General features: G+C 66.8%; 14 protein-coding genes. 5 read left to right on the plus strand and 9 right to left on the minus strand.

The genetic code is table 11. The annotated features are described in order from the left end of the window. Positions 1–88 precede the first annotated feature (88 nt). Positions 89–1,819, minus strand: a complete 1,731-nt coding sequence (locus tag H0264_RS17545; RefSeq protein WP_181584960.1) for a sensor histidine kinase — start codon at positions 1,817–1,819, stop codon at positions 89–91. A gap of 249 nt (positions 1,820–2,068) precedes the next feature. Here H0264_RS17545 and H0264_RS17550 point away from each other — a divergent pair, with 249 nt between their 5' ends. Then, positions 2,069–2,896 (plus strand): sigma 54 modulation/S30EA ribosomal C-terminal domain-containing protein, encoded by an 828-nt coding sequence (locus H0264_RS17550; protein WP_181584961.1) that lies wholly within the window; start codon positions 2,069–2,071, stop codon positions 2,894–2,896. A gap of 121 nt (positions 2,897–3,017) precedes the next feature. Further along, positions 3,018–6,029 carry an excinuclease ABC subunit UvrA gene (uvrA, locus tag H0264_RS17555; RefSeq protein ID WP_181584962.1) on the plus strand — a complete coding sequence of 1,004 codons (3,012 nt, stop codon included), beginning with the start codon at positions 3,018–3,020 and terminating at the stop codon, positions 6,027–6,029. Between the two features lie 75 nt (positions 6,030–6,104). Here the strand turns inward: uvrA and H0264_RS17560 are convergent, their stop codons facing one another. Together H0264_RS17560 and H0264_RS17565 are read right to left on the minus strand one after the other, a co-directional pair. After that, complete coding sequence (locus H0264_RS17560; RefSeq protein WP_181584963.1) at positions 6,105–6,320, minus strand: hypothetical protein; 216 nt, start codon at positions 6,318–6,320, stop codon at positions 6,105–6,107. A 42-nt stretch (positions 6,321–6,362) separates the two neighbouring features. Next, positions 6,363–6,962: a TetR/AcrR family transcriptional regulator gene (locus H0264_RS17565; RefSeq protein ID WP_220140000.1), complete on the minus strand. Its 600-nt coding sequence runs from the start codon at positions 6,960–6,962 to the stop codon at positions 6,363–6,365. A gap of 116 nt (positions 6,963–7,078) precedes the next feature. Between H0264_RS17565 and H0264_RS17570 the strand changes: the two genes are divergently transcribed. Continuing rightward, a complete protein-coding gene (locus H0264_RS17570; protein WP_181584964.1) occupies positions 7,079–7,855 on the plus strand; it encodes an alpha/beta fold hydrolase in 777 nt (258 codons plus the stop codon). A 61-nt stretch (positions 7,856–7,916) separates the two neighbouring features. Next, the gene (locus tag H0264_RS17575) at positions 7,917–9,113 is read left to right on the plus strand and encodes an MFS transporter (RefSeq protein WP_220140001.1); all 1,197 of its coding nucleotides are present in this window, start codon (positions 7,917–7,919) and stop codon (positions 9,111–9,113) included. On the opposite strand, the gene H0264_RS17580 is transcribed toward H0264_RS17575, so the two are convergent. The 6 genes from H0264_RS17580 to H0264_RS17605 form a co-directional block, all read right to left on the minus strand. Then, entirely contained in the window at positions 9,067–9,846 is a 780-nt protein-coding gene (locus tag H0264_RS17580; protein ID WP_181584966.1) for an SDR family NAD(P)-dependent oxidoreductase, read from the minus strand. The two genes, H0264_RS17575 and H0264_RS17580, sit on opposite strands and share 47 nt — an antisense overlap. A gap of 74 nt (positions 9,847–9,920) precedes the next feature. Next, entirely contained in the window at positions 9,921–10,772 is an 852-nt protein-coding gene (locus tag H0264_RS17585) for a helix-turn-helix transcriptional regulator (RefSeq protein ID WP_231086465.1), read from the minus strand. Positions 10,773–10,847: 75 nt separating this feature from the next. Beyond that, positions 10,848–12,794: an ATP-binding cassette domain-containing protein gene (locus H0264_RS17590; RefSeq protein ID WP_181584968.1), complete on the minus strand. Its 1,947-nt coding sequence runs from the start codon at positions 12,792–12,794 to the stop codon at positions 10,848–10,850. A gap of 37 nt (positions 12,795–12,831) precedes the next feature. Beyond that, positions 12,832–14,004 carry a type III polyketide synthase gene (locus tag H0264_RS17595; protein WP_181585627.1) on the minus strand — a complete coding sequence of 391 codons (1,173 nt, stop codon included), beginning with the start codon at positions 14,002–14,004 and terminating at the stop codon, positions 12,832–12,834. Between the two features lie 117 nt (positions 14,005–14,121). Continuing rightward, entirely contained in the window at positions 14,122–15,588 is a 1,467-nt protein-coding gene (locus tag H0264_RS17600; protein ID WP_181584969.1) for a cytochrome b5 domain-containing protein, read from the minus strand. Between the two features lie 260 nt (positions 15,589–15,848). Continuing rightward, complete coding sequence (locus H0264_RS17605; RefSeq protein ID WP_181584970.1) at positions 15,849–16,688, minus strand: LppX_LprAFG lipoprotein; 840 nt, start codon at positions 16,686–16,688, stop codon at positions 15,849–15,851. Positions 16,689–17,366: 678 nt separating this feature from the next. On the opposite strand from H0264_RS17605, the gene H0264_RS17610 reads away from it, so the two are divergent. Then, positions 17,367–18,746 carry an SWIM zinc finger family protein gene (locus tag H0264_RS17610; protein WP_181584971.1) on the plus strand — a complete coding sequence of 460 codons (1,380 nt, stop codon included), beginning with the start codon at positions 17,367–17,369 and terminating at the stop codon, positions 18,744–18,746. Positions 18,747–18,911: the final 165 nt, after the last annotated feature.

Here is an 18,911-nt window from a genome sequence, read left to right on the forward strand (position 1 = left end):
CCGTCGTCCCGGCCGTGCCGATCCGCCCGTCGTCCCGGCCGTGCCGATCCGCCCGTCATCCCGGCGTGCTTGTGGCCGGGATCCACATCTAGTGCAGCGGCACCGACCAGTGCAGCTTGGTCCCGGTCTCCTCGCCCTCGGGGTCGCGACGCGGATACACCGCCAGCCGTCCGCCCGACTCCTCTGCCCGCCGTGCGAGATTGGTGAGCCCGCTGGGTGTGATGCCGTCCGGGATTCCGCAGCCATTGTCGGCCACCACGATGGTCAGATCGTCGGCCACCCCGATGTCGATGGTGATGGTGTCGGCCCCCGAATGCCGCACCGCGTTCGAAACCGCCTCGCGCACCACGGCTTCCGCATGATCGGCCAGACCCGGTTCCACCACCGACAGCGGCCCGGCCACATGCATGAGCGCCCGGATCTCGGTATTGGCGGTCTGCTGTTTGACGGCGCGTTCGATGCGCTGGCGCAGCCGCGTGGAGTGCCCGTTGCCGCCGTGCAGATCGAAGATCGAGGTGCGGATCTCCTCCACCACGTCCTGCAGATCATTGATGGTGTCGGTAAGTCGTTGCCGCACTTCGGGAACCCGCGCCCGCGGCACCGTGCCCTGCAGTGAGAGCCCGATGGCGAACAGCCGCTGGATGACATGGTCGTGCAGATCGCGCGCGATGCGGTCGCGGTCGGTGAGGATGTCGAGTTCGCGCATGCGCCGCTGCGCCACCGCCAACTGCATGGCCAGCGCGGCCTGGTCGGTGAACGCGGCGATGAGTTCCAGTAATTCGTCGGTGTAGGGCGCGGATTCGGCCGATCGCAGGATGATCAGCACGCCCAGGGTGGAGTCGGGGGTGTGTAGTGGCAGCACCAGCGCGGGGCCGATTTCGGGCAGTGGCGTACCGAGGTCTACCTGCCGAATATCGTCGAAGCGCAAGGGAGTTCGGGTGGTGAGCGCCTCGCCCACGGCCGTGCCGGTGGTGCGCACCAGGCTGTCGGCCGGGGCCTTGCCCTTGCCGGACCATTGCGCCACAACGAGTTCGGTGATCTCCTCCGGCGCGGCGTCCGGATCGGGCACCACCGCGAGCAGCGCGCGTTCGGAGCCGGTGAGCTCGCGCGCGTGCTCGACCACGTGCGCCAGCACCTGGGTCGGATCGGTGTCGGCGAGGAATTCGGTGGCGATATCGCGGGTCGCCTCGATCCACGCCTGCCGGGTGCGCGCGGCCTCGTAGAGCCGGGCATTGTCGACGGCGATGCCGGCGGCCGCGGCGAGGGCCTGGAGCAGCACCTCGTCGTCCTCGGTGAAGGGGTGCCCGCCGGATTTCTCGGTGAGATAGAGGTTTCCGAACACCTCGCCGCGAATCCGCACCGGCACCCCGAGGAAGGTGCGCATGGGCGGATGGTTCGGCGGGAAGCCGACCGAGGCCGGATGCCGGGCCAGATCCTCGAGTCGCAGGGGTTCGGGGCGGGTGAGCAGCACGCCCAGCACGCCGTGCCCCTCGGGCAGATCGCCGATCATGGCTCGGGTCTGCTCGTCGATGCCGTGGACGATGAATCGGGTGAGCTGTTCGTCGTGCCCGCGAACACCGAGCGCTCCGTAGCGCGCGTCGACCAGTCCGGTCGCGGCGCGCACGATTGTCCGCAATGTCTGATCCAGGTCGAGGCCGTTGGTCACCGCGAGCATGGCCTCGACCAACCCGTCGATGCGATCGCGGGCGTCGATGATCTGCTCCACGCGGTCTTTCACCTCGGAAAGCAATTCGCGTAATCGCAACTGCGACAGCGTTTCACGCACCGAGTACGGACCGGTGCGATGGGCGTCGTGCATGGTTGACCTGCTGTCTCGCGGCTGTGCACTCGGCATGCGGGATTTTACGCGCGGGTACGTTGCCGGCTGGTTGGTACGCCGAACGTGACTATCCCGCATATCGTTTCGCGCTTCGCGGCGGCGCGCGGTTATTTCCCGGAAACATTTCCCAGAAAGTGGTCCGGATTGGGACTTTCGGCACTGTCGAGGCGGTGGGGCGGCGTGTTGCCATGAATCCGGGTTGCCGGGTCGGACGGGAAGAGGGCGGCTATGGGTGCGGTCGACGTGTGGACGAGTGGAATCGATCCGGATTTCGTGGTGACCACATGCGGACCGGTCCCTTCCGCCGAAGTGACCCGCGTGGTGCGCGGACTCGGCCGGATTCTGCGCCGCCACGGGGTGGAAGGGCCGGTGCGGGCGCGCCTGCACTGGCCCGACACCGCCGCCGGTCCGGACGATCACGACGAATCCGCCGTGGTGCAGGTGGCTACTCGGGCGTTGGGGAAGGCGTACCGGGTGCAGGTCACCGGTCCGGGCCGGTTCGCGTCGACCTTCGCGCTGGAGCGCCTCGATCTGCGCTTGAGCTGCCCGCCCGACGAATTGTCGCGCAGCTGGCCGGATCCCGCGCGGCCGGTGCTGGCGCGGGTGAGCCCGCAGCGACCGATCGTGCGGCGCAAGGACTGTCACCTGCAGGTGGCCACGCCCGCCGCGGCGGCACGCGTGCTCGACAGCATGGATTACGACGCGCACCTTTTCATCGACGCCGATACCGGGGCGGACGCGGTGGTGTGCTGGACCGGACCGCTCGGCGTGCGCACGGTGCGCCAGCAGCGCGACGCGGTGCCGGCGCTGCTGGACGACGAGGCCGCCGAACGACTGTGCCGGGGCGGGCTGCCGTATCTGTTCTTCACCGATCCCGACACTCGCCGCGGGCGACTGCTCTACCGTCGCGTCGACGGTGACCTCACCCTGGTCACCGCGTCCGGTTCCGAGGAGCGCATGCGGGAGCGGGAACGCGGGCTACAACCGCGGGTGATCGCCGCGTGCGTGCGCCGCGCCCTGCCCAGCGGTGTCGGCGTGGTCGAGAAACTCGCCTGAACCGTATTCCTGAAATCGCCTGTGACCAGCGTCTTAGGCTGGGTGGTCAAACTTGTCGGTGGGTCCGCCTAGCATGGCGTCGGGGGTAACTCTGGATGCCGAAACGTTGGAAGGATGGCCGGTGGCGGATCGCCTGACGGTGCGTGGCGCGCGCGAGCACAACCTCAAAGGGGTCGATCTCGACCTACCCCGCGACAGCCTCATCGTTTTCACCGGGTTGTCCGGGTCGGGGAAGTCCTCGCTGGCGTTCGACACCATCTTCGCCGAAGGCCAGCGGCGCTATGTGGAATCGCTGTCGGCGTACGCGCGCCAATTCCTCGGGCAGATGGACAAGCCCGATGTGGACTTCATCGAGGGGCTGTCGCCCGCGGTGTCCATCGACCAGAAGTCGACCAACCGCAATCCGCGCTCGACCGTGGGCACCATCACCGAGGTCTACGACTATCTGCGGCTGCTCTTCGCGCGCGCGGGCACCCCGCACTGCCCGGTCTGCGGTGAGCTCATCGCCAAGCAGACCCCGCAGCAGATCGTGGATCAGGTGCTGGCCATGCAGGAGGGCACCAAGTTCCAGGTGCTCGCGCCCGTGGTGCGCACCCGCAAGGGCGAATTCGTGGATCTGTTCGAGTCGCTGAACTCGCAGGGCTACTCCCGTGTCCGGGTCGACGGCGTGGTGTATCCGCTGACCGATCCGCCCAAACTGAAGAAACAGGAGAAGCACGACGTCGAGGTGGTGGTGGACCGCCTCGCCGTGAAGCCGAGTTCCAAACAGCGCCTGACGGATTCGATCGAGACCGCGCTGCGGCTGGCCGACGGCATCGTGGTGCTGGACTTCGTGGATCGCGACGAGCACGCCCACGATCGGGAGCGGCGCTTCTCCGAGCGGCTGGCCTGCCCGAACGGGCACCCCCTCGATATCGAGGATCTGGAACCGCGCTCGTTCTCCTTCAACTCGCCCTACGGCGCCTGCCCGGATTGCACCGGCCTCGGTATCCGCAAGGAAGTGGATCCGGATCTCGTTGTGCCCGATCCGGAATTGAGCCTCGCCGACGGCGCCATCGCGCCGTGGTCGCGCGGGCAGACCGCCGAATACTTCACCCGGCTGCTGTCGGGTCTGGCCGACGCCATGGGCTTCTCCATGGACACCGCCTGGCAGGACCTGCCCGTCAAGGCGCGAAAGGCCGTGCTGGAGGGCAGTTCCGAGCAGGTGCACGTCTCGTATGTGAACCGGTACGGCCGCAAGCGTTCGTACTACGCCGATTTCGAAGGTGTGATGCCGTTCCTGCAGCGGCGCATGGACAACACCGAATCGGAGTCGGCCAAGGAGTACTACGACGGGTACATGCGCGACATCCCGTGCCCGGTGTGCAACGGCGCCCGCCTGCGTCCCGAGATCCTCGCGGTCACGCTGCCGGCCGACGGCGAGCACCGCTCGATCGCCGAGATCTCGGACCTGTCCATCGGTGATGCGGCGAAGTTCCTGAACTCGCTCACCCTCGATGAGCGGCAGGCCGCCATTGCCGCCCAGGTGATCAAGGAAATCCAGGCGCGCCTTGGCTTCCTGCTCGACGTGGGTCTGCAATACCTGACCCTGTCGCGCGCCGCCGCCACCCTCTCCGGTGGTGAGGCGCAGCGCATTCGCCTGGCCACGCAGATCGGTTCCGGGCTCGTCGGCGTGCTCTACGTCCTCGACGAACCGTCCATCGGCCTGCACCAGCGCGACAACCGTCGTCTCATCGAAACTCTCACGCGCCTCAAGAGTCTCGGCAACACCCTGATCGTGGTCGAGCACGACGAGGACACCATCCACGCCTCGGACTGGGTGGTCGATATCGGCCCGCTGGCCGGTGAGCACGGCGGCCAGGTCGTGTACTCGGGTCCGTACAAGGGCCTGCTGGAAGACAAGCGATCCCTCACGGGCGCATACCTTTCCGGCCGCGAGCGCATCGAAGTGCCGATGGTCCGCCGCCCGATCGACAAGAAGAAGCAGCTCACCGTGGTGGGCGCGGTCGAGCACAATCTGAAGAACATCGACGTGCAGTTCCCGCTCGGTGTCCTCACCTCGATCACCGGCGTCTCGGGTTCCGGAAAGTCCACGCTGGTCAATGACATCCTGGCCACCGTCCTCGCCAACAAGCTGAACGGCGCGCGTCAGGTGCCCGGCCGCCACACCCGCGTGAACGGTCTCGACCATCTGGACAAGCTGGTCCAGGTCGACCAGTCGCCGATCGGCCGCACGCCGCGCTCGAACCCGGCCACCTACACGGGTGTGTTCGACAAGATCCGCACCCTTTTCGCCGCCACCACCGAGGCGAAGGTGCGCGGCTACCAGCCCGGCCGTTTCTCCTTCAATGTGAAGGGCGGCCGCTGCGAGGCGTGCTCGGGTGACGGCACCCTGAAGATCGAAATGAACTTCCTCCCGGACGTTTACGTCCCCTGCGAGGTGTGCGGCGGAGCCCGCTACAACCGCGAAACCCTCGAGGTGCACTACAAGGGCAAGACCATCGCCGAGGTCCTGGACATGCCCATCGAAGAGGCCGCCGACTTCTTCGAACCGGTCACCTCCATCCACCGCTACCTCAAGACCCTGGTGGACGTCGGTCTCGGCTATGTCCGCCTCGGCCAGTCCGCCCCCACCCTCTCCGGTGGCGAGGCTCAGCGCGTCAAACTGGCCGCCGAACTCCAGAAGCGCTCCACCGGCCGCACCATCTACATCCTCGACGAGCCCACCACCGGCCTGCACTTCGAAGACATCCGCAAACTGCTCACCGTGATCAACGGCCTTGTCGACAAGGGCAATTCGGTCATCGTCATCGAGCACAACCTGGACGTCATCAAAACCTCCGACTGGGTCATCGACATGGGCCCCGAAGGCGGTTCCGGCGGCGGCATGGTCATCGCCCAGGGCACCCCCGAGGACGTGGCCGCGGTCCCGGAAAGCTACACCGGTCAATTCCTGAAAGACGTCCTCGCCGCAGCCGACGCCCCGGCCACCCCCGCCGCGAAAAAGGCTGCCCCGGTGAAGAAGTCGACCACGGCCAAGAAAACCGTGGCCAAGAAGTCCACCGCCAAGGCCGCCGAACCCGACGCGAAGAAGGCCGCCGCCGCCCGCCGCAAGGCCGCCGCCCTGCGCTGACAACGGTTGATGCCCGAACACCCACAGGGGAGTTCGGGCATCTCCGTCGAACGTCTCAGCGGTGGCCCGGCCCGGTCACAGGTCGCGTTCCTGGTCCTCCATGAACGCCTCTTCGATGGGTGGATCGGCTCCGCCCTCGGCTGCTTCGGCTGCGGCGATCAATTCCACGTCCAGGCGTAGCAATTCTCGACGAATCGCGCGAGCGACGAACTCGGATTGCTTTCGAACCCCCGCGTGGCGCTTCACCGCCTCGATGAGGTCCTGCGGGATGACGTACGTGGCCTTGCCCACGGAACAGGATTGTACGGCGATCGCTTGTTCCGGCGAGGTTGTTCAGGGCAGGGCGGGGCCGCGGAAGCCGACTTCGAAGACTGTGCGCAGCAACAGGTCTACGTAGGTTTCGGTGAGCCTTTCGGGGGTCAGGAGGAAGACGAAGTAGAGGGGGCCGTAGAGGACGGCGACGGCGGCGTCGAGGTCCAGGTCGGCGGGGAGTTGGCCTGTCTGCCTTGCTTTTTCGAGGCGGTCGACGGTGCGGGCGGCCTGGGGGGCGATGAAGCGGTCGTAGAGGGTTCGGGCTACGGCGGGGTCGTGCTGGGCTTCGCCTACCAGGGAGGCGTAGAGGCGGTCGTAGGGCGGGCTGGCCAGCAGGCGGATGGCTGAGATCATCTGCTCGCGCAGGTCGGCGATGATGTCGCCGGTTTCGGCGTAGCCGATATTCGGTTCCACCGTGGAGAGCAGGGCGTCGAGGAAGATCGCGCCCTTGGAGGACCAGCGGCGGTAGACGGTGTGCTTGCCGACGCCCGCGCGGGAGGCGATGGCCTCGATGCTGAGTTTGGCGTAGCCGACCTCTTCGGCGAGTTCGAGGGTCGCCTTCATGATGGCGGCGGTGCGGTCGCCGGTCGGGGGGTCGTTCTTCGCGGGCGGGGGAGTCACGGTGCCACTGTAGCGGCACGGCACGTGCCGTGTTGACAAAGGGGGGCGCGAGTTCGCAGAATCTGTCAGCGGCACGGCACGTGCCGTTTCATTCCTGGACCGGAAAGGTCGTTCTCATGCCCTTTGTTTCGCTTCCCGGCACCGTCGTGGATTACGCCATCGACGGGGACGGGCCCGCACTCGTGCTGGTGCACGGGGTCGGTGGTGATGCCGATCGCGCCTTCGGAAATGTGGTCGCGCCCTTCGCCGAATCACGAACCGTCGTTCGGCCGAATCTGTCCGGCAGCGGTGCGACCACCGATGACGGCGGGCCGGTCACGGTCGACCACCTGGTCGCGCAGGTGGCGGGCACCATTCGGGCTACCGCGTCCGAACCCGTTGACCTGCTGGGTTTCTCGCTGGGCGCAGCGGTCGCGGCGGCCACCGCCGCCACCCATCCGGAACTCGTCCGCAGGCTCATACTGGTCGGCGGGCTGGTGCACACGGCCGGGCCGCGTGATCGGTTCACCTTCGAGTTCTGGCTCGATCTGCACGACGCGGACTTCGAGCTGTTCAAGCGGTTCGCCGCCATCCAGGGATTCAGCCCGGCGCTGCTGGACGCCTTCGGGCACGAGGGACTGGCGGCCTCGCTGAAAGACGCATGGCCGCACGGGCTTCGGCGGCAGATCGAGGCGGCGACCCGGCTGGATGTGCGGGAGCACCTGCCCGCCGTCGCCGCGCCGACCCTGGTCATCGGGTTCACCGGCGATCAGGTCGCGCCCATCGCGGGCTCGCGCGCACTGCACGCGGGGATCGCCGGAAGCCGCCTGGTCGAGATCGCCGATGAGGGGCACATGGACTGGTTCGCCGATCCGAGCCGAATCGTGGCGCTCACCAAGGAATTTCTGTCCTGATCTCGTTGCCGAGCCGGGTCGGGTATTCGGCCCCGCTCGCGGACCTTCTCGGAGTTGTGTTGTGACTACCTCTTTTTCGGCCCCGCCGGTGGAACGCGCGAGCGGGCGGGAGTGGGCCGCGGTGCTGTCGGTGGCGCTGGGCATCTTCACCCTGGTGACCGCGGAAATGCTGCCCATCGGGCTGCTGTCCCCGATGGGATCCGCGCTCGGCGTGAGCGAGGGCACGGTCGGCCTGCTGGTGACCGTGCCCGGTGTGGTGGCCGCGGTGAGCGCCCCGCTCATTACCGTGCTGGCCCGTGACCTCGATCGAAAACTGCTGCTGTGCGGTCTGATCGGTGCGCTGACCGTCGCCAATCTGGCCACCGCGCTGGCCCCGAATTTCGCGGTGGCGCTGATCGCCCGGATCGCCATCGGCGTCGGCATGGGCGGATTCTGGGCGCTGGCGGGCGGATTGGCGATGCGGCTGGTCCCCGCACCCCAGGTGGGCCGGGCGACCTCATGGATCTTCTCGGGCATTGCCGCCGCCTCGGTGCTCGGCGTACCCGCCGCCACGCTCATCGGTGACGCGAGTTCCTGGCGCACAGCCTGTTTCGCGGTGAGCGGCCTGGGGTTCGCGGTGCTGATCGCCTTGGTGCTGTGCCTGCCGAGCCTGCCCGCGCAACGGGCCGTGCGGCCGCGGGAACTGGGTGTGCTGGTGCGCCGCAATCGTGGCATCGCGGCGGGGCTGGTCTTGATTCTGTTGCTGGTCACCGGTCATTTCGCGGCGTACACGTTCGTGCGCCCGATGCTGGAGGAGCTGCACGGCATCGGAGCCGGCGGGCTGAGCGCCCTGCTGCTGGGCTACGGCGTCGCCGGCATCACCGGCACGTTCCTGGTGGGCAATCGGGATCCACGCCGCAGTCTGCTGGTCATCACCATTGTCATCGCGGCGGTCACGGCCGCACTGGCGCTCACCGATGGTCCGGTGATCGCGGTGGCGCTCATGCTGATCTGGGGTCTGGCCTACGGCGGTGTCTCGGTGAGCATTCAGAAGGTGCTGCTCGGCTCCGCACCCGACCAGGCCGAAGCGGCCTCTTCGGTCTTCGTCGCGATGTTCAATCTGGCGATCGCGGCGGGCGCGCTGATCGGCGGTCGTGCCGTCGACCTGATCAGCTTGCCCGCCACGCTCTGGATCGCCTGCGCCGCAACCGCTCTCGCGGCGGTCGTGGTGCTCACATCAGTGCGGCCGGCACCGCCGCGACCAGACCACCGTCGATGATCAGGTCCTGGCCGTTGATGTAGGACGCCTCGTGCGAGGCGAGGAAGGCCACCGCATTGGCGACGTCGTCCGCCGTACCCAGGCGGGCGGCGGGGACGGTGGTGAGCACCTCGGCGTGCGCCTCGGCGGAGACATTCGCGTGGAACATCGGGGTCTCGATGTAGCCGGGGCTGACCGAGTTCACGCGAATTCGCCTGGGGGCCAGGTCGGCGACGAGGGTGTGCGCGAGATTGTGGACGGCGGCCTTGTTGGCGGCGTAGAGGCTCGCACCCGGAATGCCGCGGTGCAGGGTCCAGGACGCATTGATGACAATCGACGAGCCGTCGGCCAGCAGGGGGAGGGCACGCTGAATGGTGAAGTAGACGCCCTTGAAGTTGATATCCACGACACGATCGAATTCGTCGAAGGTGACCTCGTCCACCGGCTGGAAGGACCCGATTCCGGCATTGGCGAACACCACGTCCAAGCGCCCGAACCGGTTTCGGATGGTGTCGAACAGGGTGTTCAGGTCGTTCTCGTTCGATACATCGCCGGGCACGGCCAGAATGCGGTCTGCCGCAGCGGATTCCGCGAGTTCATCGGCGACCGCGTCGAGCCGGGTCTTGTCGCGGCCGGTGATGATCACGTCCGCGCCCTCGGCGAGCAGCCGGGCGGCGGCGGCCAGGCCCATGCCGCTGGTGCCGCCGGTGATGAGGGCGATCTTGCCGGTGAAGCGGGATGCGTTGTTCGTCATGGGATCCAGCTTCGTGACGGCGCGGATTCCCAAACAGGGTGAGATCAACCTGGGTGCGACAGCACCAGGTTGATTCAGGCCGACGCGAGCTGCGATCCGCGCATGAGGTGCGCGAGGCGTTCGGCCGTGCCCGTGCCCGGTTGCGGGTTGTAGAACTCCAGATACCAGTCCGGCTGGTCGATCACCGCCATGGTGGTCTTGTCGAAGATCAGATCACCGGCCTCGCGGTGGTGCACGGCCTTCACCGCCTGGGTGGGCGCGGCCACATCGTGGCGGGCCCACAGTTCGGCGAATTCCGGACTGACCGTGGTGAGTTCGCTGATCACCCGCTCGAATGCCGGATCGCCCGGCGCGTGTGCGGCATCGGCGCGGTAGGCGGCCACCACCTCGGGCGCGATGGCCGACCATTCGGTGTGCAGGTCGCGATACTGCGCATTGGTGAAGAAGGAGATCAGGCAGTTGTGGTCGCCGTCGTCGTAGCCGAAGGCCGCGCGGGTGCCGTCATTGATGGCGAGCAGATTCCAGTACCGGTCGCGCAGAATGGCTGGATGCGGCGACCAGCTGTCGAGCAGGCGGCGCAGTTCCGGGGCGACGGTCGCGGTCGGAAGACCGTGCGGCCGTGGGGGTCTGAGCCCTGCGAGCACGAACAGGTGGGCGCGTTCGGGTTCGCTGAGTTGCAGCGCCCGGCTCACCGCCTCGAGCACGTCGTCGGACACATTGATATCGCGGCCCTGCTCGAGCCAGGTGTACCAGGAGACGCCGACCCCGGCCAGTTGCGCGACCTCCTCGCGGCGCAGGCCGGGGGTGCGGCGGGTACCGGTGGAGATCAACCCGAGTTCCTGCGGCGTGCGCCGGGCCCGCCGGGTGCGCAGGAAGTCGCGGAGTTGCTCGCGCCGTAGCTGTTTCGCTGCCGCTGATTCGCTCACCATATGCAGGGTAACGCGCACGGACCCGTCGCTACTCCGGAGTGGAGCGGCGACGGGTCCGTGCGAAGGCGACTGCTATTCGGCGGCCACCGGCTGGGCCTGGTTGACCTCGGCCACGCGGCCGAAGTCGAGCTTGACCAGCTGATCGGCGAGCCCGAAATACCGGTCGTCGTGGGTGATGACGATGACCGTCTTCCCGCGCGCCTTGAGGTCGGCCAGGATCTCCCGGTAGAAGACCTCGCGGAAACGCGGATCCTGATCGGCGGCCCACTCGTCGAACAGCAGGATCGACCGGTCCTCCAGCAGCGCGGTCAGCAGGGCGAGGCGTTTGCGCTGGCCCTGGGACAGGTTGATGGTGGACAGCTTGCCGTTCTCCACCGTCACCTTGTCGGCGATCTGCAACTCCTGCAGATACTTCCGCACCTCGCCGTCGAGGTCGGGCCGGTTGAACCCGAGGTAGTCCTCGAACAGGTGGAAGTCGGTGAAGATGGCCGAGGAGTTCTGGCGGAACCACTCGATATTGTCGTGGCCGATGCGTTCGCCGTTCAGCGTCAGGTGGCCGTCACGCGGGACGTAGAGGCCCGTGATCAGTTTGGCCAGCGTCGATTTGCCGCTGCCGTTGCCGCCGACGATGAAGGTGATCTGACCGGGCTCGAAGGTGAGGTCGATCGGGCCCAGGTTGAAGCCGGTGCCGTCGCCGCCGGGCGGCGGACCCAGCGGCGTGGGCGGGTGGCCCGCGCCGCTGAAGAACCTGTGGCCGTTGACATCCGGGCGCAGCACATTCGGCCCGCCCTCACCCGGCGGCATGCCGGGATGCTGCGGATGCCCACCCTGCGGGTGTCCGCCCTGCGGATGCCCACCCTGCGGGTGCGCCGGATGCCCGCCCGGGCCGTGACCCGGCTGCCCGTTATTGCCTTGTCCCGGACCACCATTCGGCCCCGGTCCCGGATGCATCCCCGCGCCCGGCGGGCCTTCACCCGGTCCGGGCGGGAACGGTGACGGCGGCTCCGACATATACCCGTAGCTCACGCCGGTCAGCTGCAACCGCGCCGAGGTCGCGGCCGGACGCTCCACGTACGGCAGCGCGGCCTCATTGTGCAGCGTCGACATGGACAGGTTCATGGCCTGGATCTTGGACAGCGCCACGTCACCGCGCAGCAGGTCCGGAATCCGGTGCATGAAGTTCTGCATCGGCATGGACAGGAAGGTTGTGACCAGCACATAGCTGAACATGACGTCCTGCGGCAGCTTCAGCGCCTTGGCGAGCACGAACAGGATCAGGCCCATGGTGAGCAGCTGCAGCGTCTGCCCCAGCCCCTGTCCCAGCGTGAATTTCGAGCCCGCCTCGGTGTTCTGCCGCTTCAGCGTGTCGGCGGTGCCGAGCAGGTGCTTGTCCATGAAGTCCTGCCGGCGGCCGCGGTGCAGCTTGAGCTCCTTGATGCCGAGCGTCACCGCTTGGAACGAGTGCAGCAGCGCGTCCTCGTTCTCGCGGGCCTCGCGCATGAGCCTGCGCACCCGCTTCAAGAACAGTTCCACACAGGCGATTCCGAGCAGGGTGCCCGCCACCGTGATGGTGAAGACGGTGCCCGACACCACCGCCAGCCACACGAAGCAGCCGATGATGGTGGCCACGTCGACCACGATGCTCGGAATGGCGGTCACCGCCTGCGACAGCGACCGCACATCTTCGGTGAGCGTGGCCATGAGCCGATGCATGCCGAGCCGTTCCAGGTGCTCGAGCGGCGCCGAGACGATGCCCGAGCTCAGCTGCGCGCGCAGCCGGAAGATGGCCTCCTGCGCGAGGCGGATCAGCAGCACCTGCGACAGCACGCCGCCGGCCAGGATGATCGCACCCGTCACGGCGAAGGCCTGCCAGGTGACGCCGGGATGGGGTTCCGGCGACACCACACCTCTGATGAGAGTCACCAGGTAGGTGTTCGCGACGCCGGTGATGAGACCGGCGGCGACGACGGCGGCGATCCGCGTCCAGGAGATCGAGACGAGGAATCTGATGAGTTGCATTGGTCAGCTGCTCTCTGAAACGGCTTGTCCGGCAGCCTTACTGGCGAACAATGTCGAAGACGATGCCCTCGAGCGTGACGCCCGGCGCGAAGGAGAAGGCGATGCCGGTGGACAGCGGCTTGTCGCTCTCCGCCTGCGCGATCATCTGCTCCAGCACGAAGATCAGCGAGACGCTCAGCATATTGCCGTGCTGGGCCAGGATGTCCCAGCTCGGGCCCGCGACCTCGGGGGAGAGCCCCAGCGACGCGATGGAGGATTCGATGATCTTCGGACCACCCGGGTGGATGGCCCACAGGTCGATATCCGACTTCTGCAAACCGTTGTGCGCCAGCACATCCGAGATCGCCGGGTCGACACCGTTCAGAATGTACTGCGGCAGGCTCTCGGCCAGGTCGCAGGTGATGCCATTGTCGTTGACGCCGAGCACGATGCCGTCCTCCGCGCCGTCGAACAGCATGGAGAAGCTGTCCCGGATCACGATCTTGCCCGCGTCCAGGGGCTGCTGCGGCTGGCCGGCGCCGATGACGACCGCGCCGCAGCCGTCGCCGAAGAGGCTGTGGATGATGACGTCATTGATGTCATCGGCGAAAACGGCGTTCACCGAGCTGATTTCGATGGCGACGACCAGCGACTTCTTGTCCGGGTGCGCCCGCACGTAGTCGGTGGCGGTGCGAATGCCGTTCATGGCCGCGGCGCAGCCCATGAAGTTGATGATCACCCGGTTGACGGTGGGGGACAGGCCGAGCTGCTTGATCACGGCCACGTCCACGCCCGGGGCGATGAAGCCGGTGCTGGTGACGAACACCAGCTGGCCGATCTCCTCGCGCGGGTTCTCCAGCCCGGCGACGGCGCGGCCGGCCACGTCGACCGCCAGCGGCGTCGCGTGCTCGAAGAACAGGTTCATGCGGTCGCGGATGGTGCCGCGCTCGCCGCTGAACTTCATGAACTCCGGCTCCATCGGATCGATGGCCAGGCGGCGGGTGTCGATGCGGGTCTTCTGGTAGACCCGCGGGATGCGCGCCTGCTGCGCGGGATCGTCGAACAGCGCGGCCACCTGCGCAGCGGCCTCGGACTGGTCGTAGATCCGGACCGGCGAACCGGTCGCAATGGACTCGATGACGGCAACGGTGGTCGGCGGCGTGGGCGGCAGCACGGTCTCGGCGAAGCCGTAACCCCGTTCGGCGCCAGCGGTGTTCAGCGCGGCCGGCATGGGCGCGAAGCCCCCCTCGTCGAATGTGATAGACACGAAATCTCCCCTTCTTTCGAAAAGCGGTGATCGAGCGTTTGCGGATGGCTCGATCACCTGTCGATCAACTAACTGGAACGGCTAGACCGTTCCGATTCCGGTGAATCCCTGGGCCGTGTAGACGACACAGGTTTTGAGTGCCAATGGCGAGAAGTGCTCCTTGAAGAAGCCCCAGTTCCGTTCCTTCGCATCATCCGAGGGCGCCAGGATGTACGTCTGGATCTGCTTCGGGAAACGGTCGGTGAAGAAACTCTTCGCCGGATGCCATTCGACGCCGAATTTCGCTGCCTCTTCGCGCAATACATCCTCGGTGGCGATATTGGCGAAGCCGCTGCGCTGATACGGCAGCACGTGGTGGACGCGGTGCGAGCTCAAGCCGGCCGACAGGAAGCAGTCGACGTACTTGTTGCCGACCACCTTCAGGTCGTAGGCCTGCTCGATCTGGTTGATGGCCCAGTCGTCGGTATTGGACTCCAGCTCCTCGGTGTGCACCTCGAAGTCGTGCGAGGCCACCACCAGGAACGTCGACACCCACAGGGTGGCGACGAATTGCAGTGCCCAGGCCCAGAAGTCGCCCATCACGGTGAAGACGATGAGCTCGCCCAGCAGCAGGAAGCGCACGCCGAACGATCCGATGAAGTGCGGCAGTGCGCCACCCCAGGTGCCGTACATGTCCTTGATGCCCACCTTGCGGGTGAGGCGGCAGACATCCAGCAGGCGCATGATCATGCCGGTGACCGTGTGCCCGAACTTGTGCGCGGTGTGCACGGGAATCCGGAACAGGCGCGGAATGCGCATCATCATGGTGAAGACGTTCTTCTTGATGTCGACTTCACTCTGGGTGTGCGGGTGGTGCAGCAGCGCGTGGCCGTCGGCGGTGACGAAAGACAGTGCGACGTAATTGAAGTCGAACGCGTTCGTCCAGATCTTGTTCCAGCCCTTCTGCGCCCGGTGGATGCCGTAGTGGCCGAAGCCGGCCAGCGAGGAACGCAGCAGCACCATCAGAATCACGAAGAGCGGCAACGGCATCCAGCTGGTGTCCCACAGTCGCAGGCCCTGCACCGCGAAGTACGCGATGGCCAGGGTGATGGTCACGATATTGAAGATCGTGTCCATCTTGCGGATGCGGGCGGCCAGCTCGGGATCCTTGAGCCGGGCCTTCACCTTGTGGAGCAGATCTTCCTTGTCCGTGGTGAAGGAGTACTTGGGGGTGTCGCGCCAGCTGTCGAAGCCTTCCTTGAACAGGAAGTCCGGCGCGTTCGCCTTGGGGTGGATGTCCTCGGGCAGGGCCTGACGGTCCAGCGAGTACTTCTTGATGATCTTCTCGATCGCCTCCGGGTTCTTGTGGTACGAACCGATAATGGAGGTGATGTCCCGGTTTTTCGTTCGGCCGATGAAGAACTCGCCGCCGGGATGCTTGGAGATCCAGTCGCTGAGGTCGTAGGCTTTGCCGTTGTACACCCATACGTTGGAGAGCGGAGGCGGACCCGATGGATCGGGAGGCGGCCGACGGAACTCCTCTTCCACTTCGGGGTGTTCGGTCGTCATTTCATCCCTCCGGCATTCACCATCGTGTTCGAGCTGTTGGACTGTAGAGTCCGTGCAACGCCTTGCATTTCACTGAACAATCTCTTAAACAGATAACTTCGTTAGCGTCATTCGGCGTGCCCCGAATGACGGGGGCAGCGCCGTAACCGCGCCGGTCAGGGCGCAAAAAAGGCAGAGCCGGTCCAGGGAAGCAGGCGACAAGTGTTGCCGCCCTTGAGTTTTCCCCGGACCGGCTCGATGGCCGAACGCCAGGCTGGGGTTTACCCCGCGGGCTTGACCGCCTTGACTTCCTTGCCCCAGTCGGACAGCGTCACCTTGATGGTGCCGGTGTCCTTGGTGACCACGGCCTGAACCAGGTTCGGGCCGTCGCCCGGGGAAGCGGCCTCGGACGGCAGAGTGGTGCCCGAACCGCTCGCCGGCGGAGCGACATCCTTGATGTACAGGGTGATCGGGAGGCTGGTGCTGCCCTCGCCGGCCTTGGGGACGATCGGGTCGATGACCGACGCGTCGATGGTGCCGGTGACCTTCACGACGTCGACGCCGTTGATCTTCTCGCGGCCCTCGGCCTTCGGGTTCTGGACCTTCGCGATGAGATTGGCCAGACCACGGTCCTTGTCCAGGATGACGCCCGGATCGTAGACCTTCTCCGCCGGGCCGACCTCGGCGTAGTTCGAGTTGCCGCCGATCTTGGCGTACAGCTTCTTGTCGGTGACGATGAACTTCGTGTCGGTGAAGTCCTTGCCCTCTTCCAGGCGGACCTTCGCCTCACCGATGGCGTAACCGACGCCCTGGGGCTGGTTGGTCACGTCGGCCTTGACGGTCTCCACCGGAAGGTTGCTCACATTGGAGACGGCCAGGTCCAGGTGCACGGCCTGCAGGGTCTGCGTGGTGCGCGAGGACTCCTGGATGAGCTGCGAGCCCTCCGGCAGGGCCGTACCGGCCGGCACTCCGGTGGAGGTGGTGCCGCCATCCTTGGAATCATCACTGCTGCACCCGGATACGAGTGCGGCGAACAGCGAAACCGCAGCCACAGCCGCGATGCCCGCACGCTTGGTGCGCGACCCGCCCGTGACCCGCTTTCGCGAAATCAAGTCATTCATCTACAACCCCCGTTGAGAGTGGTTCGACCCATGGTGAGGAACGGCGGTCACCGCTCCGCGTCGTAGTATGCAGCACTTTTGGCCAGCGCGGCAGCTACCGGCGATGATCATAAGCGGCGCAACCAAATCCGCGCGCGGTGCCCTCCGATCAGCGAGAAACGTACTCGCGCAGTGTTATACGCCACCACGGAATAAACCGTTAACGTTATTCGGCAAATTCTTGGCAAAACTTTGCGAAGCGTGCGGCAATGTGTGAGCGCTATAGAAACTTCCGCGCCGCGGCCGTTCTTCTCTGCTGCCGCTGCCGAGTTGACGGGTCGGTCGCGCGGGGGCCGATGCGACCCGGCTCATGCGACCGCCCGAATCCGGATTCGGCGTGCAACTGAACGGCTACCCCCGTGGCGAAGCTCATGGGTCAGAGCATGGCACGACCCACCGACAAGGACGGCCTCCTCGCCACAGCGGTCCGACTCTCCACCACACCGTCCTCCCGGTCGTGCCGGTCGGCGTCGCCGGGCGATGGATTCGGGGCCCGCGTACTGCCGCGCACTCGTGTCCTGCGTGTTCCGGCAGCTGCCGAGACGTGTCGGTGGCATGGGTTATGGGGTGGGTTGTCCGGGGCTGCAAGGGATTTCGGGCGCGTGGAGGTTGTCGGTGGGGGGTTCTACGGTCCTCGCCATGACGATTACCGAGCAGGGCTACCGGTACGCCCGTTCTTCTGGTTTGTGGTCCGGGCGTTTGGGTTTGGCCACTTCGGGCGGGGTGACCACGAGCGGGCCCGAGGCGCATCCGCATTTCTTCAGTGGGCTGCTGACACAGGCCGGTCCGGCCGCGGCGGGGCTGCTGGCGCTGGCGGATGTGGCGCAGGCGAGCTATCCGAATCCGACGCCGCCGATGTGGGCTCGGGATCCGGTGATCACGTGTGCGGGGGATCGGCTGCAGTTGGAGTCGTTCTCGTCGTGCTGCGGGGTGTACGCGCGGTTGACGGTCCTGGGGAATGCGCTGGACGGGGAGATCGTCACGCACGGGACCACCAATGTGGATGTGAACGGGCCACTGCGGGAGGCGCTGGCCCGGGTCGGCGGGAACGATCCGCTGCATTTCGCGGTGGGGGATGACGAACTGGCGGTGACCACCGGGGATGGGGCGGTGGTGGAGAAGAAGGTGCCGCTCCCGGATCGGTGGCTGCGCGGCTTCGCCGAAGTGCAGGTGGCCGCCGTCGGCTTCGATCTGCGGGCGGAACTGCCCGCGACGGAGGCGATCCGGTTTCTGCGGTCGCTGCCGAAGGGCAGCCGGGACGTGATGTGGGCGGTGCCCGCCGGGCGGGGGCTGCGGGTGTCGCCGCGGCCGCAGGTGGGGGCGGTGTGCCTGAGCGGCAGCCGGCGGTTGGGCACCATGCTGCCGCTGCTGCGGTTCGCGAAGGCGCTGCGGGTGTACGGCCCCGTGGTGGGTGCGGGGTCGCAGCCGGTCGCGAGTGCGTGGGAGCTGGAGCTGCCCGGCATGCGCTATGTGCTCACGCTGTCGCCGGAGGTATGGAGGGGATTCTCCGGAGAGGGCGGCGTGCTCGAGGACCTGGCGTCCGAGGAAGCGGCCGGAGACGCCGAATTGCTCGGCGCCCTCCTGGATTTCGAGCCCAGGCTGGAACCCGATCTGCTCGCCGACCGCTCCGGCCTGGATGCGGCGCGAGTGCGCTCGGCCCTGGTGCAACTGGGCACGGCGGGCCGGGTCGGCTACGACGTCACCGAGGCGGCGTACTTCCACCGCGAGTTGCCCTACGACGCGAGCCGCGTCGCCGAACTGAACCCGCGCCTGCGCTCGGCCCGGAAACTGGTCGCCGAGAACCGCGTCCAGCTCACCGGCCCCGACACCGCCATCGTCACAGCCAGCGAAACCCCCAGGCAGGTCCAGTTCTCCGGCGACACCGCCACCTGCACCTGCCCCTGGTGGCTGGACACCCGCGGCGGCCGCGGCCCCTGCAAACACGTCCTCGCCGTCCGCATGATCCGCGCCGAAAGCTGCGGTGCGCCAGCCGAGAGCCGTGGCCTCCACCTGCGCTGAGAAGGGCGCTCATCAAGGATTCCGGGAACCGCGCACTCCGTGCCGGGGTGTTGCGGTCCGGAATGGCTTGCCGTCCATCCCCTTCGGGCTGGAAATCGTTGTCACTGGAAAGAAGTCGTGATCCGCACGGTCTGTGCGGGTACGCGTGTAGTCATCGGATCGAAC

The organism is Nocardia huaxiensis, assembly GCF_013744875.1.
Classification (GTDB): Bacteria; Actinomycetota; Actinomycetes; order Mycobacteriales; family Mycobacteriaceae; genus Nocardia; species Nocardia huaxiensis.